General features: G+C 71.5%; 36 protein-coding genes and 1 tRNA gene. 29 read left to right on the top strand and 8 right to left on the bottom strand.

Annotation, left to right across the window (positions count from 1 at the left end):
- Positions 1 to 33 precede the first annotated feature (33 nt).
- From ACZ7OO_RS18450 to ACZ7OO_RS18430, 5 genes are read left to right on the top strand one after another with little or no spacing between them, the layout of a single operon-like run.
- Positions 34 to 315 (top strand): hypothetical protein, encoded by a 282-nt coding sequence (locus ACZ7OO_RS18450; RefSeq protein ID WP_471505806.1) that lies wholly within the window; start codon positions 34 to 36, stop codon positions 313 to 315.
- Positions 312 to 749 carry a hypothetical protein gene (locus ACZ7OO_RS18445; protein WP_471505805.1) on the top strand — a complete coding sequence of 146 codons (438 nt, stop codon included), beginning with the start codon at positions 312 to 314 and terminating at the stop codon, positions 747 to 749. The genes ACZ7OO_RS18450 and ACZ7OO_RS18445 overlap by 4 nt, the downstream gene beginning before the upstream one ends.
- Positions 746 to 1,012 (top strand): hypothetical protein, encoded by a 267-nt coding sequence (locus ACZ7OO_RS18440; RefSeq protein ID WP_471505804.1) that lies wholly within the window; start codon positions 746 to 748, stop codon positions 1,010 to 1,012. Before ACZ7OO_RS18445 ends, ACZ7OO_RS18440 begins: the two co-directional genes overlap by 4 nt.
- Entirely contained in the window at positions 1,009 to 1,182 is a 174-nt protein-coding gene (locus ACZ7OO_RS18435) for a hypothetical protein (RefSeq protein ID WP_471505803.1), read from the top strand. Before ACZ7OO_RS18440 ends, ACZ7OO_RS18435 begins: the two co-directional genes overlap by 4 nt.
- Positions 1,182 to 2,816 carry a hypothetical protein gene (locus tag ACZ7OO_RS18430; RefSeq protein WP_471505802.1) on the top strand — a complete coding sequence of 545 codons (1,635 nt, stop codon included), beginning with the start codon at positions 1,182 to 1,184 and terminating at the stop codon, positions 2,814 to 2,816. The genes ACZ7OO_RS18435 and ACZ7OO_RS18430 overlap by 1 nt, the downstream gene beginning before the upstream one ends.
- A gap of 109 nt (positions 2,817 to 2,925) precedes the next feature.
- Here ACZ7OO_RS18430 and ACZ7OO_RS18425 read toward each other — a convergent pair whose 3' ends face one another.
- On the bottom strand, positions 2,926 to 3,159 hold the full coding sequence (locus ACZ7OO_RS18425; protein WP_471505801.1) for a DUF8108 domain-containing protein: 234 nt from the start codon (positions 3,157 to 3,159) through the stop codon (positions 2,926 to 2,928).
- 167 nt (positions 3,160 to 3,326) lie between these two features.
- Between ACZ7OO_RS18425 and ACZ7OO_RS18420 the strand changes: the two genes are divergently transcribed.
- Positions 3,327 to 3,395 (top strand) — tRNA-Ser (locus tag ACZ7OO_RS18420).
- A gap of 113 nt (positions 3,396 to 3,508) precedes the next feature.
- Here ACZ7OO_RS18420 and ACZ7OO_RS18415 read toward each other — a convergent pair.
- On the bottom strand, positions 3,509 to 4,675 hold the full coding sequence (locus ACZ7OO_RS18415; protein ID WP_471505800.1) for a UDP-N-acetylglucosamine--N-acetylmuramyl-(pentapeptide) pyrophosphoryl-undecaprenol N-acetylglucosamine transferase: 1,167 nt from the start codon (positions 4,673 to 4,675) through the stop codon (positions 3,509 to 3,511).
- Between the two features lie 123 nt (positions 4,676 to 4,798).
- Positions 4,799 to 5,029 carry a hypothetical protein gene (locus tag ACZ7OO_RS18410; RefSeq protein WP_471505799.1) on the bottom strand — a complete coding sequence of 77 codons (231 nt, stop codon included), beginning with the start codon at positions 5,027 to 5,029 and terminating at the stop codon, positions 4,799 to 4,801.
- 269 nt (positions 5,030 to 5,298) lie between these two features.
- Here ACZ7OO_RS18410 and ACZ7OO_RS18405 point away from each other — a divergent pair, with 269 nt between their 5' ends.
- On the top strand, positions 5,299 to 5,859 hold the full coding sequence (locus ACZ7OO_RS18405) for a hypothetical protein (RefSeq protein ID WP_471505798.1): 561 nt from the start codon (positions 5,299 to 5,301) through the stop codon (positions 5,857 to 5,859).
- Between the two features lie 6 nt (positions 5,860 to 5,865).
- Here the strand turns inward: ACZ7OO_RS18405 and ACZ7OO_RS18400 are convergent, their stop codons facing one another.
- From ACZ7OO_RS18400 to ACZ7OO_RS18385, 4 genes are all read right to left on the bottom strand, one after another.
- Complete coding sequence (locus ACZ7OO_RS18400) at positions 5,866 to 6,738, bottom strand: ATP-dependent DNA ligase (RefSeq protein ID WP_471505797.1); 873 nt, start codon at positions 6,736 to 6,738, stop codon at positions 5,866 to 5,868.
- A gap of 40 nt (positions 6,739 to 6,778) precedes the next feature.
- The gene (locus ACZ7OO_RS18395; protein WP_471505796.1) at positions 6,779 to 7,129 is read right to left on the bottom strand and encodes a DUF6233 domain-containing protein; all 351 of its coding nucleotides are present in this window, start codon (positions 7,127 to 7,129) and stop codon (positions 6,779 to 6,781) included.
- 396 nt (positions 7,130 to 7,525) lie between these two features.
- The gene (locus ACZ7OO_RS18390; RefSeq protein ID WP_471505795.1) at positions 7,526 to 8,032 is read right to left on the bottom strand and encodes a hypothetical protein; all 507 of its coding nucleotides are present in this window, start codon (positions 8,030 to 8,032) and stop codon (positions 7,526 to 7,528) included.
- The gene (locus ACZ7OO_RS18385; protein ID WP_471505794.1) at positions 8,001 to 8,333 is read right to left on the bottom strand and encodes a hypothetical protein; all 333 of its coding nucleotides are present in this window, start codon (positions 8,331 to 8,333) and stop codon (positions 8,001 to 8,003) included. The genes ACZ7OO_RS18390 and ACZ7OO_RS18385 overlap by 32 nt, the downstream gene beginning before the upstream one ends.
- A gap of 146 nt (positions 8,334 to 8,479) precedes the next feature.
- On the opposite strand from ACZ7OO_RS18385, the gene ACZ7OO_RS18380 reads away from it, so the two are divergent.
- From ACZ7OO_RS18380 to ACZ7OO_RS18330, 11 genes are all read left to right on the top strand, one after another.
- Complete coding sequence (locus ACZ7OO_RS18380; RefSeq protein ID WP_471505793.1) at positions 8,480 to 8,872, top strand: hypothetical protein; 393 nt, start codon at positions 8,480 to 8,482, stop codon at positions 8,870 to 8,872.
- Positions 8,869 to 9,018, top strand: a complete 150-nt coding sequence (locus tag ACZ7OO_RS18375) for a hypothetical protein (protein ID WP_471505792.1) — start codon at positions 8,869 to 8,871, stop codon at positions 9,016 to 9,018. The genes ACZ7OO_RS18380 and ACZ7OO_RS18375 overlap by 4 nt, the downstream gene beginning before the upstream one ends.
- A 109-nt stretch (positions 9,019 to 9,127) precedes the next feature.
- Positions 9,128 to 9,370 (top strand): hypothetical protein, encoded by a 243-nt coding sequence (locus tag ACZ7OO_RS18370; protein ID WP_471505791.1) that lies wholly within the window; start codon positions 9,128 to 9,130, stop codon positions 9,368 to 9,370.
- Positions 9,371 to 9,455: 85 nt separating this feature from the next.
- Positions 9,456 to 10,610 carry a hypothetical protein gene (locus ACZ7OO_RS18365; protein WP_471505790.1) on the top strand — a complete coding sequence of 385 codons (1,155 nt, stop codon included), beginning with the start codon at positions 9,456 to 9,458 and terminating at the stop codon, positions 10,608 to 10,610.
- A complete protein-coding gene (locus tag ACZ7OO_RS18360) occupies positions 10,610 to 11,302 on the top strand; it encodes a nuclease-related domain-containing protein (RefSeq protein ID WP_471505789.1) in 693 nt (230 codons plus the stop codon). The genes ACZ7OO_RS18365 and ACZ7OO_RS18360 overlap by 1 nt, the downstream gene beginning before the upstream one ends.
- Positions 11,299 to 11,454, top strand: a complete 156-nt coding sequence (locus ACZ7OO_RS18355; protein ID WP_471505788.1) for a hypothetical protein — start codon at positions 11,299 to 11,301, stop codon at positions 11,452 to 11,454. Before ACZ7OO_RS18360 ends, ACZ7OO_RS18355 begins: the two co-directional genes overlap by 4 nt.
- A gap of 114 nt (positions 11,455 to 11,568) precedes the next feature.
- Entirely contained in the window at positions 11,569 to 11,778 is a 210-nt protein-coding gene (locus ACZ7OO_RS18350) for a hypothetical protein (RefSeq protein ID WP_471505787.1), read from the top strand.
- Positions 11,775 to 12,716, top strand: a complete 942-nt coding sequence (locus tag ACZ7OO_RS18345; RefSeq protein WP_471505786.1) for a hypothetical protein — start codon at positions 11,775 to 11,777, stop codon at positions 12,714 to 12,716. The genes ACZ7OO_RS18350 and ACZ7OO_RS18345 overlap by 4 nt, the downstream gene beginning before the upstream one ends.
- Positions 12,717 to 12,735: 19 nt before the next feature.
- Positions 12,736 to 13,197 carry a hypothetical protein gene (locus ACZ7OO_RS18340; RefSeq protein WP_471505964.1) on the top strand — a complete coding sequence of 154 codons (462 nt, stop codon included), beginning with the start codon at positions 12,736 to 12,738 and terminating at the stop codon, positions 13,195 to 13,197.
- Positions 13,194 to 14,141, top strand: coding sequence for a hypothetical protein (locus ACZ7OO_RS18335; RefSeq protein ID WP_471505785.1), 948 nt, complete (start codon positions 13,194 to 13,196; stop codon positions 14,139 to 14,141). Before ACZ7OO_RS18340 ends, ACZ7OO_RS18335 begins: the two co-directional genes overlap by 4 nt.
- 354 nt (positions 14,142 to 14,495) lie before the next feature.
- Positions 14,496 to 14,732, top strand: coding sequence for a hypothetical protein (locus ACZ7OO_RS18330; protein WP_471505784.1), 237 nt, complete (start codon positions 14,496 to 14,498; stop codon positions 14,730 to 14,732).
- A 60-nt stretch (positions 14,733 to 14,792) separates the two neighbouring features.
- Here the strand turns inward: ACZ7OO_RS18330 and ACZ7OO_RS18325 are convergent, their stop codons facing one another.
- Positions 14,793 to 15,404, bottom strand: a complete 612-nt coding sequence (locus tag ACZ7OO_RS18325; RefSeq protein ID WP_471505783.1) for a hypothetical protein — start codon at positions 15,402 to 15,404, stop codon at positions 14,793 to 14,795.
- A gap of 165 nt (positions 15,405 to 15,569) precedes the next feature.
- Between ACZ7OO_RS18325 and ACZ7OO_RS18320 the strand changes: the two genes are divergently transcribed.
- The 11 genes from ACZ7OO_RS18320 (at position 15,570) to ACZ7OO_RS18270 (ending at position 22,062) form a co-directional block, all read left to right on the top strand.
- Positions 15,570 to 15,740, top strand: a complete 171-nt coding sequence (locus ACZ7OO_RS18320; protein ID WP_471505782.1) for a hypothetical protein — start codon at positions 15,570 to 15,572, stop codon at positions 15,738 to 15,740.
- A gap of 157 nt (positions 15,741 to 15,897) precedes the next feature.
- The gene (locus ACZ7OO_RS18315; RefSeq protein ID WP_471505781.1) at positions 15,898 to 16,389 is read left to right on the top strand and encodes a hypothetical protein; all 492 of its coding nucleotides are present in this window, start codon (positions 15,898 to 15,900) and stop codon (positions 16,387 to 16,389) included.
- Between the two features lie 75 nt (positions 16,390 to 16,464).
- Positions 16,465 to 17,229 carry a PP2C family protein-serine/threonine phosphatase gene (locus tag ACZ7OO_RS18310; RefSeq protein ID WP_471505780.1) on the top strand — a complete coding sequence of 255 codons (765 nt, stop codon included), beginning with the start codon at positions 16,465 to 16,467 and terminating at the stop codon, positions 17,227 to 17,229.
- Positions 17,230 to 17,352: 123 nt separating this feature from the next.
- Positions 17,353 to 17,709 (top strand): hypothetical protein, encoded by a 357-nt coding sequence (locus tag ACZ7OO_RS18305; protein WP_471505779.1) that lies wholly within the window; start codon positions 17,353 to 17,355, stop codon positions 17,707 to 17,709.
- A gap of 133 nt (positions 17,710 to 17,842) precedes the next feature.
- Positions 17,843 to 18,310, top strand: a complete 468-nt coding sequence (locus ACZ7OO_RS18300) for a hypothetical protein (protein WP_471505778.1) — start codon at positions 17,843 to 17,845, stop codon at positions 18,308 to 18,310.
- 21 nt (positions 18,311 to 18,331) lie between these two features.
- The gene (locus tag ACZ7OO_RS18295; RefSeq protein WP_471505777.1) at positions 18,332 to 19,261 is read left to right on the top strand and encodes a hypothetical protein; all 930 of its coding nucleotides are present in this window, start codon (positions 18,332 to 18,334) and stop codon (positions 19,259 to 19,261) included.
- A gap of 120 nt (positions 19,262 to 19,381) precedes the next feature.
- On the top strand, positions 19,382 to 20,011 hold the full coding sequence (locus ACZ7OO_RS18290) for a hypothetical protein (protein ID WP_471505776.1): 630 nt from the start codon (positions 19,382 to 19,384) through the stop codon (positions 20,009 to 20,011).
- A gap of 85 nt (positions 20,012 to 20,096) precedes the next feature.
- The gene (locus ACZ7OO_RS18285; protein ID WP_471505775.1) at positions 20,097 to 20,627 is read left to right on the top strand and encodes a hypothetical protein; all 531 of its coding nucleotides are present in this window, start codon (positions 20,097 to 20,099) and stop codon (positions 20,625 to 20,627) included.
- Positions 20,628 to 20,705: 78 nt separating this feature from the next.
- Positions 20,706 to 21,230 carry a hypothetical protein gene (locus tag ACZ7OO_RS18280; RefSeq protein ID WP_471505774.1) on the top strand — a complete coding sequence of 175 codons (525 nt, stop codon included), beginning with the start codon at positions 20,706 to 20,708 and terminating at the stop codon, positions 21,228 to 21,230.
- A 13-nt stretch (positions 21,231 to 21,243) separates the two neighbouring features.
- Positions 21,244 to 21,687 (top strand): DUF6884 domain-containing protein, encoded by a 444-nt coding sequence (locus ACZ7OO_RS18275; RefSeq protein WP_471505773.1) that lies wholly within the window; start codon positions 21,244 to 21,246, stop codon positions 21,685 to 21,687.
- 111 nt (positions 21,688 to 21,798) lie between these two features.
- Positions 21,799 to 22,062 carry a hypothetical protein gene (locus ACZ7OO_RS18270; RefSeq protein ID WP_471505772.1) on the top strand — a complete coding sequence of 88 codons (264 nt, stop codon included), beginning with the start codon at positions 21,799 to 21,801 and terminating at the stop codon, positions 22,060 to 22,062.
- The last annotated feature ends 30 nt before the right edge of the window (positions 22,063 to 22,092 follow it).

Raw genomic sequence — 22,092 nt, 5'->3', positions numbered from 1 at the left:
CCGCTGCGTGCGTGCCTGGCGGCGGTGGGCGCAGTGAGCCGGGTGGGCTGCCTGGCGTTCGTCGCGTACGGCGTCGTCTTCCTCGCCTCCGCGACGAAGGGCGCCGTCCTCCTCGGCAGCCACGCCCCGCTGTCGCATGCGACCAGCGCTTACGTGGTCGCCCTCGTCTGCCTCCTGGCCATGCTCCGGGAGGCCAGCCTGCAAGCCCTCGAGGAACCTCGCCCGCAAACCCGAACCTGCACCTGCGAACTGTGGTGGACGTCCATGGGCCGCCTTCACGACGACTGGTGCCCACACAACCGGAGCAACCGTTGATCAAGCCCGAGATCGTGCACGCATGCCCGCCGCCCGGGCAGGGCCTCACCCCGTGCTGCGGCCGTTCGCCGATCGAGGTGGCTAGCCACCGCATCAGCAGCGACCCCACGGCCGTGACCTGCCGTGAGCGTTTGGCGGCCGAGCTGGTGGTCGACGCCGACCGCGGCGAGTCCCCCTTCGGCTGGAGCGGCCAGACCACGGCCGGCGGCGAGCCCGGCATGACCGTTGAGGCCCTCGCGCACGCCGTCGACAACGCCAGCCCGTATCCGTACGACCTGCCGCGCGAAGTCCGCGTGTTCATCGCCAGCCAGCTGCTGGAGATGTGCGACGTCCGCGCGCGCCCCGACCACCCGCTGTGGCGCTACAACCCCGGCCGGCCCCCGCCGACCGCCCAGCCCGAGCCCGCCCCCGCCCAGCCCGAGGAGTCCGCATGAAGGTCACAATCGAACAGGTCGCCGCCCTGCGCACGGCGAGCCGCAGCTACCGGCTCACGCCCAGCGACAGCAAAGCCAAGGAGGAGATGGAGATCCCCTCAGAGGAGATCGTCATCACCTGGCAGCAGCTGAACGACAACACCCCCACCGTCACCGTCACCGCGGCGACCGGCCCCGACGGATGGCACCTGCCCCTCCCGCAGCGCCCCGACTGGCTGGTCAACCTCATCCGCAGCGGTGCCCCCGAATGGTGGCAGTCGTGACCGACGAGCCCCGGCGCCTCGACTGCGCCCAGCAGTGCCTGATCCCCGACGGCGTCACCCTCCGCGAAGTGCCCCGCCCCCGGCACGCCTGGAGCGACGTCGTCAACTGCCCCAACGACGACTGCGACCGCTCTTTCATGGTCGCCACCGACCCCGCCCCGGAGACCTGATGACCGACCCCAAGACGCCCGAGGACAGCCGTCCGGACACTGTCCGGACAAGCCGCACCAGCGGGACTGACGCCCTCGGCGTCCTGCTGGGCATCCCGCTGCGCGACCGCATCGACAGGCACCTGCTCGACGGGCAGCGCGCCGAGGCCGCCATCGAACGCGTCCGCGCGGTGCCCCGCCACCCCGAGCGGTTCGTGCCGTCAGGGCACGAGGGCCGCATGTACGCGCGCGGCTGGGAAGCCTGCCGCAACGAGGTGGACCTGGCGCTCGCCGAGTGCTGCGTGTGCGACCGAGCCCCCGTCACCTACCGCAACTACAAGGAGCAGCCGTTCTGCGCCAAGTGCGCCAACTGCGACTGCGGACAGGACGTGTGCGTACGCACCCAGCCGGGCCGAGCCGCCGACACGGCCGACGACGGCCGGCCGTTCGCCGAGCTGTCCACCGCGGGCCTGCTCTGGCTGATCAACAGCGCCCTGTTCCACCCGAGCGGTCTCGCCCTCGCCCTGCACACCGACGACCTCGGCCGCGCCACCGGCTGGAGCCTGGCCCGCAGCCCCGACGGCGAACCGTGGACGTTCAGCGACGAGACCAACGCCGACGGCGAGCGGCGCGCCCGCGCCACCCTCGACGCCGCCCTGCAGCAGCCTGAGACCAGCCGCCCGGACAGTGCCCGGACAGCCGAGGACGACCGTCCGGACATTAGCGGGATCTTGTCCTTCCCGCCCGTCGGCGACGAAACCGAGAGCGGGCCGACCAGCACGGACACTGTCCGGACAGCGTCCGAGGACACCCGCGCGGACAGCCCGGACAGCGGATCGTCCGGGTTCCGATTCGCGTACCGCACCACCGTGCCCCGCCACCTCGCCGACCACGCCTTCGCCGAGGCGTTCGGCCTCCTGCACAAGGAGATGGACGCCCCCGGCGAAGGCCTCGCCGAGCTCGTCCAGCGCGACACAGAGACGCAGGTCAGCGCCCCGGACCAGGTGGACGAAAACCCGCTTCGGCTGCTCCACCTCGTCCACGGCACAGTCCCCGTGCACGAGCACCTGGCCGCCGCCGAGGCCGCCCAACGCGCCATCGAGGAACTGCGCCGCCGCAACGCCGACTTGACCGCCACCCTCGGCGACGTCCTCGCCCGCTTCACGATCCAGACCATGGTCGGCGGCAGGGTCGTCCGTACCGGCTACCTGCCCACCAAGACCGTGGAGAAGTGGCGGCAGGTCCTCGCCGGCGAGACCCGCGCCGACGCCGAAGCCGGACGAATGCCCAAGGTGCAGGGCATCTGCCCGGCCTGCCGCCGCGAATCCCTGTTCCTCGGCTCCGGCGGGTTCGTCACCTGCGCCATGCTGTCCTGCCCCAAGCCGGACGCCCCCACCGACGTCCTCGAACAGCCGCCGTACGCCGCCGACGAGTGCGGCCGACCCGACTGCACCGCGGCGCTCGCCGGGGCCCTCGAGCGTGCACGGCGCGCGACGGACGCCTACGAGGCGCTCCGCGTCGACGTCATCACCGCGGCGAAGTACATCGCCCAGCAGCAGCACCTCGGCCGCTTCGGGCGCTCCAGCCGGACCACGATGCTCGCCGCGCTCGCGGGCTGGGTGAAAGACCCTGGCCCTCTTCACGCCGCCAACTGAGCCGAAACAGCCACACGACAGCCCCCGGCAAGGCTGACGCTACGCTGACCCCGGACAGCAACGAGGCCCTTCCCGGCGTGAACGGGAAGGGCCTCGCCGTGTTCGCGGGCTACCAGCCGTGGTCACGGTTCCAGCGGCTGATGTACATCGCATAGATCACGTTGCCGATCCCGGCCGTCAGGCAGAACAGCCAGAAGTGCACCCAGAACGACTGACGCCGGCGACGTCCACGGCCGCCCGCGTACGCCGCTGCGGACGCCGAAGCAGCGACGTTGTTGTTGATGATGATCGGCGGCTGCTGCGCGTACTGCTGGGCAGGCTGCTGCTGGTCGGATGTGGTCATGCTGTGACCCCTCGGTGTGCGTGGTGTGCAATGCGCGGCCCCGCACCCTAGGGCGGCACAGGCGATCACCGAGGAGAAACCGGCCCGCGGTCACTCGGTCGAGCGGCCCGGCCGACCGGAAAACCCGCGTGCGCGTCCGACTCGGCCCGAGCTACCGTCACGGTCGTGCAGGTGCGCAGGAAGCGGCTACTTCTCCTGTCAAGAGCGTGACGTGGGTTCGAATCCCGCCGCCGGCGTCGAGCCGGTGTCGTCTAGCCGCCTAGGACACGTCCGTTGCCGCAGCCGACCTTGATCTCTGCACACTCAGGCACGAGCCGCCCGCCACGGGGAGTTCCGGCGGGCGGCTTCGTCACGTCCGACCAGCCGCAACGGACAGGACCACGTCCACGAGCCTGTCCGCCGCGTCTGGACGGCCGTAGGCGCGAGCCTGCTCCGCCATGCCCCTCCGGCGATCCGCATCGACCAGGAGGGGACCCAACGCGCCCCGCAGCCGGTCCGCCGTCACCTCGCCCTCCAACGCGACCGCGGCACCGCCCCCCTGCAAATGCCGAGCGTTGTGCGCCTGCTCGTTACCAGCCGACGACGCCAGAGGCACGAACACGGCCGGCTTGCCGAGCGCCGTCAGCTCCGCCAGCGTGCCCGCGCCGCTGCGGGAGACCACCACGTCGGCCAGCGCCAGCACGTCTGGCAGCTCAGGCCCTACAAACCCGGCCAGGTGGTACCGGCCGGTCAGCTCGGGCGGCAGTTCAGCCGCCCGCGCCCGCAGCTCCTGCTCGTTGGCCGGGCCGCACTGGTGCACCACGTTCGCCGCCTGCAGCAGCCACGGCAGCACCGCGGCCACCAGCTCGTTGATCTGCTGCGAGCCCTGCGCCCCGCCCGTGACGTACACCGTCGGCAGGCTCCGGTCGAAACCCCACAGCTGCAGCGCGTGGACCGCCTTGTCCGCGTGCCCGGCCAGGACTTCCGGGCGCACCGGATTCCCCGTCACCACGGCAACCGCGCGAGCCGACTCCGACAGCAGGTCAAGCGTCGACTCCGACGACACGCAGATCCGCGCAGCAGACCCCGACAGCTTCCGGTTCGCCAGCCCCAGCCGCACCGTCTGCTCGTGAAGCACGAGCGGCCGGTGACACATCCGCGCCGCCAGCCCGGCCGGGACCGCCGCGTAGCCGCCCGTCGCCAGCACCACATCCGGCCGGAACTGGTCGATCGCGCGACGGGCTTGGATCACGCCGAGCGGCACCCGCGCCATGTCCCGCACGTTCGCCGGCGACACCATCTTGAGCGGGTTCTTCGAGCGGCGGACTTTGCCCGTCGCCACCGCGGTGAAGGCGATGCCCTCCGCCGGGGCCACACGTGCCTCCAGGCCGTCAGCGGCGCCGATCCACAGAGTCTCGAGCGCTCGGCCCTCCCCGGCGAGCCGGGCCTGCAGCGTGCGCACGGCGGTCAGCGCGGGGTACGTGTGTCCACCGGTCCCGCCGCCCGTGACGACGAGACGGAATGGAGCGCTGTGCATCGGGGCTGCTCCTCGGCAAACGGAGATCAGACGAGCCGCCACAGTAGCGGCTGCAGCGCCCCCACTTGCCCGCCTGACGTGAATGCACGCCACGCGTTGACCCCACGAGCGACCCCACTGCCCTCAGCTCGCCCAGCCCACGTTCACGACCTCGATACCGTCGCGGTAGGCGACGAACTGGATCCACGAGCGCGCCCCGAACCACAGGGCACCCTCCCAGCTCCCGGCCGTCGGCCACTCATCAGGCCGGACCAGTACCGAGGCGATCGTCTCCATGACCTCCCGGCGGCCGTCCTCGGGAAGCTCGCCCAGCGCCTCCTCTACATGGAACGCCAAGTCCACGCTGTACTGCATCGCGCACCCCCGTGCTCGTGATCAACCAAGGGCAGCACCGTACGACCGATAAGCGAGATGCGTGACGGCCTGTGGATAACCTGGCGCGCTAAACGGCCCACAGGCGAGAGCGGCGTGTGTAAGATCCCGCCGAGGCGGCGCGCACGCCAGACTCCCCGCGGAACAGCACCCACGCCCCCGTAGGCGGAGAAGGTTCTCCGAATCGCGCACAACCATCAGACTTTTCCTCGCTTCGGCGCGGGCGTGGGCGTGCCAGGGAGGACCTCGCGATGACTCGCAACCGCCGCCGCAAGCTGGACAACCGCGCCGCCGCAGCCAGCGCAGACACCCGCTACACGCAGGGCCGCCGCAAGGCCCTCGCGGCACCCGGCGCCAGCATCCGCACCTACAAGGGCGACATCGGCATCTGCGTCACCTGCGGGCAGCCGGCCTACGACAGCACCAGCGGCGCCAGCCACTTCGCCGAGCAAGAAGTGTTCTGCCCGGCGTACCCGTCCGCCGCCAGCGTGCTCCGCATGAAATGGGACTGGCAGTCCCTGGAGCACGTCAAGGAGCGGTACCCGAGCACCGACTCCCCGATGCCATGGAGGTGCGGGCGACTGCGCGCGGACAGCCCCTTCCAGGTGTTCACCGGCCAGGTCACCGTGTGCACCCACTGTGCCCAGCCCGCGTACTACGACCCGGAGGTCGGCCCGAGGCACTTCACGAACCAATGGGACGGTGTCCACTGCCCGAGGTTCCCGCTCGCTGGCAAGACCCACACCATCCAGTGGCACCCGCGATCCCTGGCCGACTGGAAGGCCGGATACCTCGACACCTACACGGGCTGACCTCGCTCAGCGGAGCCGGGTCACCGTCACCACCGCGTGACGCGTGGTCCCGGCCAGGACCTCCACCGTGAGACCCGGCACCGCCGCGGTGTAGGCGTCGCCCGCCGACGTCCGCGCCCGCCCCGCCACCGCGGCGGTCGCCAGGTACGGGGCGACCTCGGCGACCAACCGGGCACCGATCCGCTGCGACAGCGCCGTACGCCCGTCCGGCAGGCGGACCGCCAGCGTCCTCGGCCGCAACGGTGCACCCGTGTAGCCGACGACCTCGGCGTCCACCGTCTCCGCATGCCTGACCTTCTGCCACCCCGACGAGCGGCCCGCCCGGTACGGCGAGCCGCCCGGCTTGGCCACAACGCCCTCAACACCGGTGCCCCGCAGCGAGTCGTACCAAGCCTGCGCCACCTCGCGGTCATCCGTCGCCGACACCGCCTGAATCCTCGACGGCGACGGCAACCCGGCCAACACATCGAGCATGGCCCCGCGCCGCCACTCGTACGGCCGCGCCCGGACGTCCCCGGTCGGCAGCGCCAGCACATCCCACACGACCAGCAGCGCCGGATGCGCCTCGGCCAGCCGCGCCGCCCGGGCCGGCGACGACGCCGCCCGCGCCTGCGCAGCCCCGAACGAGATCTCACCACCCACCACGACGACGGCCTCACCGTCCAGCACGACCCCAGGCGGCAGCGCCATGCCCTCGGCCGCAAGGTCCATCCACGACGCGGTCACGTCCCGCCCGGACCGAGCCTGCAGGCGCACGCTGTCCGCTGTCCGCCACAGAACCGTCCGGTGGCCATCTAGCTTGATCTCGAACCACCACCGCGGCCCCGTCGGCAGCGTCGGCACCAGCTGCGCGAGCGCGACCTGAACGGGGAACTCCACACCGACAGCCTGCGACCGCGGCCGCCAGTCCGCCCCTCGGCTATCCCGGGAAGCCGAGGACAGTGTCCGGACGGCAGTGGACACACGGCGAGACGTGATGCTGCAGCGCCTCCACCGCCTGGTCCCGTGACACCGGCCGGCACCGCCCGGACTTCTTCGCCGCCCAGCAGTCACCCACGTGCACCGAGTCGACGTTCTGCCGGTTGAGGCCGAACTGGACGAGCCACTCGGGCCGCTGCTGCTCCCGCTCGACCGCATGCCGCCGGGCCGACTCCCGCCGCCGCTCCTCGGCGATCCACCCGTCGACCTGCGCCAGCGCTGCCGCGTGCTGCTGGACCAGCACGCGCCGCGCGAACAGCAGAAGATCCAGACGAGAAGGCGAATCGGTCACGAGTTCGAATATGCATCCGGTGTATGCCAACGGGTGCACCCCGGACGACCCGTCCGGACGATGTCCGGACACAACGAACATGCCAGGACCAGGCACCCATAACGCCGTAGCCCCGCGGGCCCACACCCCACGCCCCGCTAGGGTCGCCCGACCCCCCGGCGGCCGGGCGCCTACCTCCCCCCGTAGTGCCCGGCCGCCCCCACCGCAGCAGCGCCCCTGAATCCAAGAGCGGGGAGGCGGGGGCGCTGTACGGCGACAAACCCGCAGAGCGACCACCCCGCTACCCTCCGTACCGGAACTTCCAGGAAGCGTCCTGTCGATGACCGAGCAACCGTCGGCGTCCATGCAGAAGCCCCCTGTTGCTCCGTAGCGACGGGGGGCTTCGTGCTAGTCGGGCTACGTCGCCAGCCTGGTCGCCCAGTCCGGCCGCTGCCGATCGCGCAACCGCTCGACCCAGTCCTGAAAGACGCCGGAGGCGTCCAGGAAGTCGATGAAAGCCTGCCTGCCTCGATTCCGCGCGTCTCGGTGGTCCGCGCCCGCAGCCTTGGCCTCCTCGCGGACCCGCTTCTCCAACCTGTATGCCTCGCTCTGCACGGCACCGCGCACTCGGCTCAGCTCGGCCTGTCTGCGGGTCGCCTCGCTGCCCCTGCCGGTGCCGTACACGTTGTGCGTTGGATTCTCGGCCACGATGGCGTCGAACTCCGCGCCGTACGCGGCGGCGCGGGATTCGTGCCACTCGTCGGTGCGCGACGTCACCTCTGACCACCAGGGCTTGCTGTGGTGGCTCAGGCATCGGTGGTCCGGGTTGTACGAGGACCCGATGTAGAGCAGACCCCCGTCGGCGCCCCAGAGGCGGTAGACCGCCGCCGGCCTAACTGTTCCTGCTGTCCCCTTCGTCTGCATCCTTCGCCTTCCGTGGCCGGGCCTTGCCGGACCCGGAGTAGCCACGCTCGATGTCCTGGATCGTGGACGGCGACACGCGAAGCTCGGCAGCCAGGTTGCGCACCGAGACTTTCTCGGCCCGCTTCTTCAGTACGTACTCCCGGCGGATGCCGCTGAGGGTCTTCACCAGGCTCTGCTGCTCGCGCAAGACGGCGCTGATCGCGCGGGCGCGGGCGCCCTCGTCCTCCATTGCCATGAGGTCGCGCAACGCGTCGAACACTCTCTGCGCCTCCTCGTCCACACCCGCCTGCTCATCGGCCATCCGGTTCCTTTTCGACGTGGCCGCTTGCCCGACTGTATGGGGGTCCCATACAGTCGGGCAAGCAACACGATGTTGCGGCTACAAGTCGGCCCCCGGTCGGGGCCTAGGAAACGCCGACCGGGGGCCACGTCAGATGGAGCTGACGCATGGCAAAGATTACTGAGGCGCGCCCGCCTGTGAACCGGGACGTCACCGGTGAACACGAGTCCAAGGCCGCGGAGGTCCTCGCAAATGTCGCGGGAGACCTCGCGACGAACGAGCCGGGCGAGACTCTCGACGGGATCGACTTCGCCGTCCTGGTGGGCGCGAAGGCGTACGAGCAGGCTGGCCGGTCCTGCCACGGCGGCGGGGTGAACGTCTCGCGCATGGCGCTGAAGACGGTCGGCGAGGTGCCCGCAGGCGTGACCCGCGTGGAGTTCGCGGTGACGGTCGCTCAGGCCGCGCAGCGGCTCGGCTACGACTGGACCGCCGACGACAACCGGCGCGTGATCCCGACGATCCCGGCCCCCCGGCAGGAGCCGAAGGCGGGTGCCCTGTGAGTGCCCAGTCCGAGCAGCAACGGGCCCGCGAGGCGTACGCGGCCGGCCGTCAGCAGCGGGAGAGCGGCACGGTCCGTATGGGCCAGGACAACGCCCGGATCGACGGCAACAACACGTCCGCTCAGAACCCGGGGGGTGCCCGGTGAACTGCTGCGGACAGCCCATGAAGGAAGAGAACGGGCAGCTCGTCTGCGGGCGCTGCGGCGGCTGGTGGCAGGGCGGTCTCGTCCTGGCCCTGGCGGGGGGTGGCCGCTGATGGGCGCCCGTGACTTCCTGCGCTCCCTTCGCCCGGGCGATGACCGTGCCCTGGCCCAGGAGCTGCGCCAGAAGCAGCAGGCCGCTGGGAGGCGGCGCGCGGCCGATCAGGCGGCGGCCGTGCAGGCGATCTCCGACCGCGACAGGCGGCGCACGCCCGCCGAGGTGGCGGCAAGCAGGGAACGGGGCCGCCGCAGCAAGCGGGGACCGTTCGAGCCTCCTGCCCCTGGCATCAACCCCTGAGACCGGCCCGGGCCGTCCGTCGCACTTCCCCCTCGGGGCGGCGGCCCGGGCCTCCTGACCGATCCACGAGCCCGAAGGGCAAGCCATGTCCCAGACACCCGAGACGCCGCAGCCCCGGCAGCCGGGCGTGCGCTACAGGAAGGTCACGCGGGAGCGGGAGGAGACGACCGTCATCGACGGTCGCCCGTCCACGCGGCGCGTGCCGTACACCACGTACGTGGCCCTCCCGCCGCGCGACTGGGACGAGATCATTCGGCGCGGGGTCACGGGCGTGGCGATCGTCGTCACGGTCCTGGCTGCGGCGGGGACGACGGCCAGCATCGGCGGGCTGCTGTCCCGGATGCTGCACCCGGCCGTCGCGTACGCGGTGGGCGTCGTCTTCACGTCCTCGTGGCTGGCCTGCCTGGGCGTGGAGCACATCGAGCGGGTCGACGCCACGCGGGCGCAGCAGGCACGAGTCGGCGGATGGGTGGCCCTCATCATCAGCATGGGGTCGGTCATCACGTACGGGGACCAGCTGCACCAGCTGCCCGCCGGCGTCGTCGGCTCGTGCCTCGACCTGCTTGCCAAGGGCCTGTGGTTCCTGGTGATGGGCCTGGACCGGGTGAACCTCGACCCGGGCGTCGCGCACTGGGTCGCCCAGGAGGAGCAGGCGATCGCCGGGCGGTTCCTGCTCGGCACTCGCCTGGCCCGCCTGAACCGGCGGTCCAACGCCATGCGGGCTGTGGAGTCGCCGGAGTTCCGGGCGGCCGAGGCAATCCTGACGCAGGCCCAGGCCCCGCAGATCGCCGCGCCGGACACGTCCGGACAGGCGGCCGAGGCGTCTGGACAGGCCGTCCAGACGCCGCCCGAGCCGCCCACGCCGCCGGTGCCGCCGCCGTCCGGACACGGCCCGTCCCTGTCCAAGACGGTGCCCGGACAGCCGCCCGCGCCGGTGCCCCCGGCCGCCCCGGTCCAGCCCGCCCAGCCGGTGGGCACGGGCGTACCCACCGGCCAGCAGACCCCGCCGCCTGCGCCACCGGCCGGGGGAGCGCACCCCATCGGCCAGTCGATCGCCGCGACGGTCCGCGACCTGCTCGACAAGAACCCCGCATGGGCTGCCGACGCGCCGCTGGACGAGACCGAGCTGAGAGCACTGACGGACGCCGTCCGCCAGGTCCACGGCGACCGGCCCGACCTGCAGAACACCGTGCGCCGTACCCGTGACCGCGAGCTGAAGAAGCGAAGGAAGACGGCCTGATGCGCACCGTCCTGCTGTTCGGGGCCGCGGTCGCCGCCTACTGCTGGTGGCGCTACCGCGGCCCCGGCCGCCAGATCACAGGCGCTGGGGCCTCGGCCGCCGCCCGGGCGCGGCAGTTACGCACCCCGCTGGTTCGGCTGGCGACTGCCCTCGGCATCCACACCCACGCGGAGGCCAACGCCCAGAAGTGGGAGCGCGGCGCCGAGGGGGAGCGGCTCGTCTTCGAGCTGCTGCAGGACCTCGTCCGCGAGGGCTGGGTGTTCCTGGCGGACCGCAGCATCCCCGGGATGCGCACGAACATCGACTTGCTCGCCATCAGCCCGCGCGGCTGGGTGTACCTCCTCGACCCCAAGAGCTGGGACGCCAGCCGCCGGCTGTCCATCCTTGGCGGCCGGCTCTACCGCGGCCGCCCCGGCGGCCAGCTGCAGGACGTCACCGACTGGCTCGGCGGCCTGAAGCGCGGCACCCAGGCCGTGGAAACGCTCCTCGGTGTCCGACCCGAGGCCATCGCCGTCATGGACGGCCCGATGCGCAGCGGTGAGCGGCTGCGGTTCCAGGGCCTGCGCCTGGTCCCGGCCGCCGACATCTGCGACGTCCTGCGCACGGCCGACCGCAAGAAGCTCCACACGAACCGTGCCGCGCGGCTCGCCGACACCGCGGCCCGCGTGCTGCCGCCCTACCTCGGAGAGTGACCGTGCCGCCCCTGATCTACGTCATGCAGGTCGCCGGACTCGGCGGCCTCTTCCTCGCCCACGTCAGCCGGGACGAGGGGGAGCGGTGGCTGGGCCGGTTCGTGGCCGTCATCGCCCTCCTCGCCTCCATGTGGCACTGGGCCGACTGGTGACCGGCCACCCCGGTCGCCGCTGCCGCTGGCTCGTCCTCCTCGTCTCCGCCGTCGCGTGGCTGCTGCTGGCCGCCTCGATCGTCCAGCGCGTCCGCCACGGCGCCCCCTGACCCTTTGACCGCCACCACCCGAAAGCGATCTCCGATGGTCTGCGCCCTGCTGATCACGTTCTTCGCCTGCCTGATCCTCGTCCGCGTCATGCCCACGCGCGCCCTGGCTGTCCCGTTCTTCTGGGTCGGTGCGTGGGCGCTGCTCTCGCTCATCGCCATGCCGTTCGTTCACGCCATCTACGCGATCACTGCGGCGATGGGGTGGCGTCGATGACTCCCCGGGAGAAGATGCTGAAGCGCGTCATGGACGGCCTCGGCGTCCGCCCCGTCGGCCACGCCGACCCGCGCGATGACGAGCCGGACGGGACCGGGGCACCGCCTCCGCCGCCGTCCACGCCCCCGAGCCAGCCCCGCGTGCCGGACTGGTGGAACAGCGAGCGGCCCTCCCTGGACGAGCTGCACGGCGACGACGGCCCGCAGATGCCCGTCGACCCGGACCACTCCACGCCCGAAGACGAGGACCAGGACGTCGAGGAGGAGACCGCCGACGACGGCGAGGACGCTGACGAGACCACCCTGGCCGGGACAGCGACCAAGACGAGCAGGAAGCGGCGCATGCTGCGGGCTCCGGTCGCGCCGTCGCCCGCGCCGGGCGGTCCCATCGAAAAGGTTCCCGCGGGCACAAAGCGGTCGGCGGTGCGCTCCCGGTTCGCCGCGGCGACCGACGACCACAGCATGCGGATCATCGCGTTCAACCTGTCCGCCGCCGGCGTCGGCTACGGCGTCGGCCTGGTCCCAATGCTGGAGGAATTCCTGCCCGCCGCCGAGCACGGCGCGGTCGGCATCTTCCAGCTCGTCAGCGCAGTCGCCGCCGGATACGGCGCCTGGTGGGTGACCCGCTGGCCCGCCGTGCGGCGCATCCTGCCCGTCCCGCCCGTCTCCCGCGCGCTCATCATCGCCGGGGCCGCAGAGATCGGCCGCCGCCTGGCCCCCGTCCCGGTCGCCTACCTCAACCACTACGGCACCGAATGGGGCCTCGGCCCCAACGCGATCAGCCTCCTGCTCACCGCGGGCGGCATGTGCGGCGGCCTGTACTGGCTGATCGACCGGCGCACCCGCAGCTGGCACTGGATCGGCCGCTGGGTCGTCCGCATCCCCCTCGCCTCCGCCCTGCTGGCCACCGCGCTGTACGCGCCCGGCCCCGTCGTCTGAAAGGCTCGACGTGTCTTTGATGCTTGCCGCCCCGGACGCCGTCCCCGCCATGAGCGGCGGCGCCATCCTCGGCACGATCACCGTGTCAGGCCTGGCCCTCGGAGCTGGAACCGCCCTCGTCTTCGGCGTGCGCGGCTCCGACTTCGTCAAGATCCAGAACAAGAAGCAGGCCGCATGGTGGGGGATCGTCACCGGCACGATCTGGGTGGCCGCCGGTGGGGTCTGGGGCGACATGGCGAACGGCGTCGGGGGAGTCGCCCCCTCCCTGTTCGGCAACGGCAGCGGCCTCGGCAACCCCGGCCAGGGCGGCATCGCCCTCTTCCTCACCCTGCTCACCTTCGGCCCGAGCTGGAAGAAGAAGGTGTACCCGGCCGTCCTCGGCATCGCCGCCGCCGTCGCCTACGGCACGGCAGGCGGCGTCTGGGGCATCTTCGTGAACATCGTCCGCATGGGCATCGCGCAGATCGCGAAGCTCGGATGAGCGCCGTCGACCAGGTCATGGAGGTCCTGCAGCCCAAGAGGCTCGCGCGGGACTTGTTCGCCGGCTCCGTCGTCCTGCTGCGGCTGATCCTGCGCGGCCTCCTGCGCGCGGCCCGGTCGGCCGCCAAGGCGAGCGGCGGTGCTGGGGCCGCCGCTCCCGCCCCCACCGGCAAGACCGCCGCTGCGGCGAAGGCCGACGAAGGCGACGACCAGGAACAGGACGAACCCGCCGACGCCGAGCCCCGCAAGCAGCCGGCCCCAGGGAAGAAGGTTCCGCCGAAGGCCGCCGCGGCGGCGAAGACGGGCGCCGACCGCATGGAGCAGGCGGCGATGCTGCTCCTGGTCGGCCTTGTCGCCGTCGGTGGCCTAATCGCCGTCGGCGAGCCCGTCCTCGTCGCGCTCCGCCCGTACCGCCCGATCATCGTGAGCGTCCTCGTCGTCGGCTGGATCGTGGCCGCACTCGCCGCCGCACCCCAGCCCGCCGCACCCCAAGACGATCAAGAAACGGCGGGGAAGACCCCGGACGATCTTGAAACGGAGGCGGGGGAGGAGGACGCAGAAGAGGAACCAGAAGAGGACCCCTGGCCGGTACAGCGCGAATCGATCCGGAAATGGGTGGAAGAACTCGCGGCGTCCGGAGCAGCCGGTCACAGGGACGCGAAAGGGAAGGGCGTCCCGGTCGATGACCTGGTCGCCGAAATGCACAGCCGGGGAGTGCCCGCCAGCTTCGACCGAAAAGACATGATCGAACTGCTGGAGCGGGCCGGAATCACCGTCCGCGACCAGATGAAATTCCGCATCGCCGGACGCCAGAAAACACCCCCCGGCGTACACGTCGATGACCTCGCAAAAGACCTCGGCCACCGGCCCCGATTGCCCGCCCATTTGGTGCCCGATTTGACCCTCAAGCCGGGCCGTCCCCGAGAGGCAGAATCGGTCGGCTGACGGCCCCCGCTCCCGGCCCCCGTACGCGGCCCGTACGGCGGCCCGCCTGTGGGTGGCGCCAGGGTGGCCGCAGGGGAGTGGCGCCGCCCCCTCCCCTCCCCCGCCCCGAGAGGGGCCCCGGTCCAGTACCTACTACCGGATACCTACCGCCGGTACCTCGCCCGAGGAGGGGAGGAGAGGGGCGCTCCCCTCGTCCACTGCCCCGCCCGACCGGCCCCGCCGAACCCGAGCAGAAGTGCGAGGGAATTCGAACTCCGGGCGACGGACTCCCTCTTGAGGGCAGTTCCCGCTACCTTGGTGGAACGCCGTTTGATCTCGCGGCGCACCGACAGACCGCCCGGGGAGATAAGGACCGTGCTCGACTTCCGCTACGAGTGCCCGAACTGCCGCGAGGTGTCCGACCCGTACGTGACGCGCAGTCAGGCCGAAAAGCACGGTCAGAAGCACCGGGACGAACGGCACAGTGGAATGCACCCGATCGGCGAGGCGATCCTGCAGCCGGAATTCCGCGCTCCGCAGGGGAAGGAATGGCAGGCCGTCGCCATTGCCGCCGCGCTCATCCTGATCGCGCTGATCGCCAGCCACCTGTAACCGGCATACGAAGGGGCGGCACGCGCAATGCGTGCGGCCCCTTCGACGTCCCCGGCCGCGTTACCGCTTCACGATGCTCGGGTCCGCGCCCGGCTGCTGGATGTACCAGTCGTAGGGGACGACGACCTGCTTCGGGCGACCCTTGTCCTCGATCAGCTTGTGCTCCGAGCCCCGCTTGCGGCGGCGCGGCACGTTGTGCGCGCGAGCGATGAGCCGCACCTGCTCCTCGGCCCACGGCAGATGCACGGCCATCTCCGCGTTGGTCAGGGTCGGGTTCGCCTTCAAGTCGTCGGCCACGGCCTCTTCGACCGCCGCGCGGGCCTTCTTCTCGTCGTCCAGGACCTGGTGCCAGTCGGCGAGCCGGTCGCGGAGCTGCTCGCTGGGCTTGTAGACCGGCGGGTCACCTTCCTCCTTGCGATGCCGCTCGCGCGGCGGCACACCCCGGCCGGCCATGAGGAGCCGGATGTTCTCGGCCGTCCACGGCAGATGCTCAGCGATGGTCGGCAGGTTCAGCCGCGTGTTCTCGGTCAGCTCCCGCGCGATGCCCGCGAGCAGCGCCTCGCGGGCCTGCGGCTCCGTCTCGTCCTCGATGGTCTGCCAGGCGGCGAGGCGCTCCTTGAGCCGGTCGCTGGGCTGGTAGCCGCTCGAGGGCGGGCTGTCGGTGGTGGCCATACCGCGAGTCTTACACAAAGCGGCCGGGATAAACACGGATGGCCGACCCAAGGCAAGGTCAAACCCTGTGTGACGTGGTCTTTTCTCGCCCAAATGAGGGTGGACAAGGGTGGGTTGGGGAGGAATGAAGTACGACAAACAGCACGACACCCCAGGGAGAGACCGATGGGCACCCCCACTACCGCCACCGCCCCCGCCGTCATCCCGGCGATCCGGATCACCGAGCCGCTGCCGGAACTGCCCCACCTCGGCACGTGCGACTGCGGGCGCGAGTTGGTCTGCCTCATCGACGGCAGCGGCATCGTCTTCTGCGAGCGCTGCGACCTGGGCGCCTGACCCGGCGGCCGATCCGTCGAAGGTCCCGCCCTGCGCGGACCGGACGTCAACCCCGCCAGATTTCGACCAACTCATTCGGGATAATGAGAGTAATCCCGGCCGATATGGGCCAGGATGAATGAGGACACACCACCCGCACCACAGAGAGGACCCCGCCGTGTACGACGTCATCATCGAGCACCCCGCCCTCACCGAGGACCGCACCTACAGCGCCGACGGCCCCGGCCAGCTACGGAACATCGTCTGGGGCGTCGCCCGAGCGCAGGGCAAGCCGGTCACCGACGACCGCGCGATGATCGCCGAGGTCGGCACCCTCCGCTCGGACTGCGACATCACCGGCGAGGGCGTGCTCAAGGTCCACGACGTCACCGTGACCGTCCGGGACGCCGAGGGCTGCGAGGGCCACGCCGGCGAGGACAGCGTCCTCCTCGGCGGCCCCGAGTTCTGTGACGGCTCGTGCAAGCCCCGCCCGCGCTTCGACAAGGAGGCGCTGATCGACCTGTCGAGCGCGCTGGACGACGCCGAACTGGACGCGACCGGCGGCTGCGGCCCGTGTGGGCTGGAGGCTGACCAGATGTGCGCGGGCTGCGGCAAGTGCAACTGCCACACCCACGAGACGTGCGTCCGCCCCGCCGGCGAGCAGGCCTGACCAATCCGATGGCGCCCCCGACCACCGGCCGCGGGGCGCCCCCACCGTCACCCCTCAGTGAACGGAGTACGACTCATGCGCAGCTACACGACCGCCCAGAACACCGGCGGCAGGGGCATCCAGTGCGACGCCGCAGCCGTCCGCACCGCCCCCGACGGCACTCACGCGTACGTGGTCCTCGACGGCATCGGCACCTCCGAGACGATCCGCGATTGGACCCGCAAGGCAGCCGCCCGTCTCGCCAGTCGGGCCGCCCGCCGAGGCGACGCCGAGAGCGCCCTGCGCTCCCTGTACGAGGAGTGCGCCGCCGACCCCGACCGCCAGGACCCCTACGAGCGGCGGTACATGCCCAGTGCGGCGGCCGTCGTCGCCGTCACCGTCCCCGGCCAGCCGCTCACCCTCGCCTGGGCCGGCGACTCCCGCGCCTACCTCCTGCGACGTGGCATCGCCCACCGGCTCACCGACGACCACAACGGCCGCCGGGTCTACCCGCCCACCGCCACCAACCCCGACGGCGGCGACCGCAACGCCATCACGTCCTACCTGGGAGCCGTCGCCACCGACGAGGAATGCCTGGCCATCTACGGTCACCCGGTGATCGAGACGGCCACCCGCCCGCTAGTCGACGGCGACCGGCTCGTCCTCTTCACCGACGGGGCGTACGAGCCGCACGAGGAAGCCGGACACGACCTGTACGTGGAGCTGGACGACGACGAGCTGACGGACGCCGCGCGCCGCTTCGTGGGCCTGGCCGTGGAGACCTCCCGCAAGGGTCGACCGGAGAGCGAGCACTTCTACGTGGACAACGCCACGGCGCTCATCGCCGAGCTGACCGCCTGACCTGCGGCGGAGCGCCATCCATTGGCGATTCTTTGACCAAATCAACCGGGATAACGCGGATAATCCCGAGTAATGCGGTCAATGATGAATGCACGACACACCACCCACCACCAAGGAGCCGCCATGGACGCCAAGCCGGAAGAGACCCGGTGCACGAAGTGCCACAGGCGGCTCCGCAACTACTCGCCCGACGGGCTCGGCCCGAAGTGCAGGCGCAAGGTCCGCAAGGCCCAACGCTCCGAGACGATCACCCGCCGCTACAAGACGCACCTGGTCGAGCGGGCGGTCGAGCTGCTGGAGCAGGGCGGACTGATCCCGCTCCGCGACACCGGCAAGAACCGCGTCTACCTCGCGGTCAGCAGCGACGGCAGCACCGCCTACCGCACCACCCACTCCGCCTGCAACTGCCCGGCCGGCCTGCGGTCGGCCCACGACTGCAAGCACCGGATCGCCGCGCACGTCATGGCGCTGGCCAGCTGAAAGGAACGTCCCCGATGGCCACCCGAGTCACCCGCTGCGAGGACTGCGGCGACGAGATCGAGATTGACGACGATGGCTTCCGCACCCTCTGCGCCTGCGACGCCGCCGAATGACCCGCGAGAGCGGAGCACCGATGGAACGCCTGCCCCACCTCCACCCCGTCCGCCCGGACTGGCCCGAACTGGCCCCGCCTGGCGAGTTCCTGCCCGACGACCAGCCGCTGCCCGCCGACCAGTGGCCGCAGCTGAACCTGCGCTGGTTGGAGATCCGCCCGACCGTCCTGGAACCGGAGTCGTTCTCCCGCTCCTTGACCGAGAGCCTGCTGCAGGCCGTCGGCGCCCCGGCCCCCGTCGCCCGCGTCCTCTACAAGCGCGAGTACGGCGCCCGGCATGGCCGCTGGATCTGGATCTGTGAGGTCCACGTCGTGGCCGCGGCCGTCGAGTCGGCCGCCTTCTGCAACTACGACTGCACCGGCAACGGCCGCTCCACCACCCGCGACGGCGCCCGCGAGAACGCCCTCCTCCACGTCCGCAACGAGCACCGCGACGCCGCGGTGCCCTACCTCGGCCGCCGCCAGCACGCCCTGCGCCGCTGGGCCTGAACCGACACAGGAAGGAACGCCATGACCACCACCGACACCGCCACCACCGAGGCCACCGCCCGGCGCCTGCTCGCCCTCGCCCGGATCGTAGAGGAGCGCGCCCACCACCCCGAGCCCGCCCACATCGGACGTCTGGCCGCTCACCTCCGCTTCGCGGCCCTGACCGCCCCGACCTACCCGATCGAGGACGGCCGCCGGCTGCCCGCCGAGACGCTCGACAGCCTGCAGGAAGCCCGCGACCTCATGGAGGCCCACGACTTCCACCTCTCCCCGGCCGGCATCGAGTACGCCGTCGCGCCCGCGCTCGGCCAAGTCCCCGAGATGAAGCCGCTCGGCGCGGTCAGCGCCCAGCTCGCCCGCAAGGACTTCGACCTCCAGGCCCGCCGCAACGCCGTCGTCCAGCACGGCCACCTCGACTCGGCCGACGACGAGACCGTGGCCTGGGCGCTGCGCGCCCTGACGACGATCCACTACCAGCACGAGCAGCTCGCCAAGGTCGTGGCCGTCGACAACGCCCGCCCGTGCAACCAGGGCAAGACGCCGTTCCACCTCGTCCGCCAGCAGGGCTACGCCAAGAAGGCCGCCGCCGCAGCAGGGCCGCACAACGGGGGCAAGCTGGTCGCAGCGCTGGCGGAGTTCGGCATCCCGGCCTTCCTCCACCTCGACGACGGCGGTATCTCCTACGTCCTGGTCGCCGTCGACCGGAGCACGGACGAGGGCGAGGCGCACACCGGCCCGAAGGTCTACCTGTACTCCGGCGAGAACGCCGACCTGGACCCGGCCGAGCATGAGGAGCCGTGGGTGGCCGCCCTGTACGGCGCCGAAGGCGAGCACATCGACGTCCTGTTTCAGGCTCCGTCCGGGCTGGACCTGGCCGGCGAGTGCGCGGAGACCGCGCTGCGGCTGGCCGCCTGGCTGGACGCCAACGCCCACCGCCACCCCCGCGCCTGACAGCGGTTTCCTTGTCGATCCCTTGACCAAATCCACCGGGGTAACACGGTTACCCCGGTGGGTGGGGTCAATGAATGAAGACGTCACCACCACTCACCAACCCGGATCGGAGTAGCAGCCATGACCGCCACCCACTTCGAGCAGTTCCTCACCGACGGCACCAACGACGTCCACTACAACCTCCGCCTCGCCGACGGCCAGGTCATCAGCATCAAGGCCGCCTCCTGCGCGGCCACCGTGGACGTCTACCTGCCCGACGAGATCGGCACCCCCGACGGCGAGAGCTGGGAGCTGGAAGACCCGTGGGAGGCGTGGCTGACCGCCGGTGACGCCCCGGTCGACGGCCGCTACTTCTACGAGGTGCAGGTGGACGACGTCCGCAAGCTCATCGAGGAGCACGGCGGCGAGCACGCCGACCAGAGCGACCCCGTCACCGACCGCTTCGACCAGGCCGTGGCCGACGGCACCGGCACCGGCCGCCGCCCCATGCTCCGCATCCGCCTGGCCGACGGCGAGGTCATCGCCATCAAGGCCGACGCGGGCGACGGCTACGTGGACGTCTACCTGCCTGAAACGATCGAGGCTCCCGGCGGCGACGCCTGGCAGCTGCAGGAGCGCGAGCTCCAGCTGACCCGCCTCGACGGCGAGCCGCTCACGGGTCGCCTGTTCTACGAGGTCCCCGCGGCCCACGTCCGCGCGCTCATCTGGAAGCGCGGCGGCGAGCACGCCGACCAGACCAACTTCTCCTGACCCACCGCCCGGACGGCGTCCGGACAGTGTCCGCCCAGCTCAGCGGCCCCTGTCCGGACGCCCCCTCACCCCATGAAAGGCCGCCATGAAGGTCACCGAGGCCACCATCCGGGGCATCTACGCCACCGCCGCCACCTTCCTCCCCGACGCCGACACCCCGGCCGCCCCGCGCCACCTCTTCCGCGCGCTGGACGACGCGATCCACCGCCGCCACGAGGACGAGCCGCTCAGCCCGCTGGAGCTGCGCCAGCTCCGCGAAGCCAGCGCCGAACGGCTCGGCTGGTCGTCCACCTGGACCCTCCGCACGCTCGCCGAGGAACTGCGGGACCTCTCCCTCGAAGGGCTCGACCTCTCCGAGCTGGTCGGCCTGCGCTACGCCAACGCGGCCGGCCGGATCTGGTTCCACGGCGCATGGAGCGGGCGCAGGGTCCTCCCCTGCCGCCCCGTCCCACCGATGAACGGGCGGTCGCACTCCGGGCGGCCCTGGGTGCACCTGTGGGTGGACAACGGCTGGTGGCGCAACCCGATCGTCCTGCACGCGGACATCAACCCGGACAGCGTCCAGGCGGAGCGTCCGGACAGTGTCCGCGCAGCTCAGGCCGCACACATCTGGTAGCCGCCCCACCGCGTCCGGACAAGATCCGGACGCCGTCCGGACAGATCGAATCCCTCACCTCACGACGGAAGGAACCCCATGGCCAGGAAGCACCTGGAGACGCCCGAGAGGTACGGCGGCGAGCCCCTGTACGGCAACCTGCCCGACGACTACCGGCAGACGGAGCGCCCGTTTACCGTCGCCGTCCGAGGACCCGAGCGGCACGACGTCAGCGGGCGCAGCGGCGCCACCCGGTACGTGCTCGACGCCTGCTCGACCGAGAAGGCGTGGGCGGCAGCGCTCGCCTGGCACATCGCGGCCGAGGAGACGCCCGACTGCTACGTGGTCGCCGACGAGTCCCACGAAGGCCTGCCCCAGGGGCGGGCCGGGCTCGACTACAGCGACCTGCGCCCCGAGCACAAGCGGCAGCGCGACATCGACGACCTCGCGGACCAGGCCACCGACCTACTGCACCGCTACGACACGCTCACCGGCACGTACGTCAGGGACGACGGCCAGGTCCCGCCCGAGTGGCGCGAGCCGTACGACAACACCCGCCGCTCGTTCTGGCGCGACGGCTGGGACCTCGTCCGCACCCTGTCCACCCTCGACGGCCGCGACTGAACGGAACGACGCCATGACCACCAACCGCCTCGTCGTCATCCCCTGCGCGGCCCGCAAGTTGGACCACCCCGCACCGGCCGGCGAGCTGTACCTCGGCAGCTACCACCGGGCCTGCAGGGCCGCAGCCGATCGGCTCACCGCCGACAGCGGCACCCTCCTCATCCTCAGCGGCCTGTACGGGCTCGTCCCCACGACGCAAGTCCTCCAGCCGTACGACATGCGGATCGGCGACCCGCACAGCGTCACCGCCGACAAGCTCCGCCAGCAGGCCCGAGAGCTGGACGTCGACCAGGCGGAGGAGGTCATCGTGCTCGCCGGACGCGCGTACGCCGAAAACTGCCGGGCCATCTGGCCGCACGCGCAGACGCCGCTGATCGGTCTGGGCATGGGGATCGGCCGCCAGCTCCAGCGGCTGGCCGACATCCGCGACGGCCGCGCCCCCTGGCACTACAGCTGACCTGGGCGTACCTGACGATTCTCAACCAAATCCACCGGGATATCGAGGTTATCCCGGCGAATCGGGTCAATGATGAAGGTGTCACCACCCACCAACCCCAGGGAGCCCGACATGGCCACCATCCCCGCCAGCACCCTCACCGCCATCTTCGCCTCGGCCGCGGAGGCCACCAGCTGGCAGCGCACCAACCTCGGCCTCACCACCGAGATCCGCCACGCGGGCTACGGCTGGACCGTCATCCTCCCTCAGAGCGGCCCGGCCTACCTCGCGGGCCGCGACAGCTACGGCAACGACGAGTGCCTGTACATCGAAGCGACCGCCACCGAAACGATCGGAATCACCGAGGCCGCGGTGTCCGCCACCCGCGTCCTCTGACCACCCGGCCCGGCCCCCTCGGGGGCCGGG

The organism is Streptomyces sp. NPDC111744 (assembly GCF_055634995.1).
Note: the sequence above shows the minus strand (reverse complement) of the source record. Positions and strands in the feature narration are given on the sequence as shown.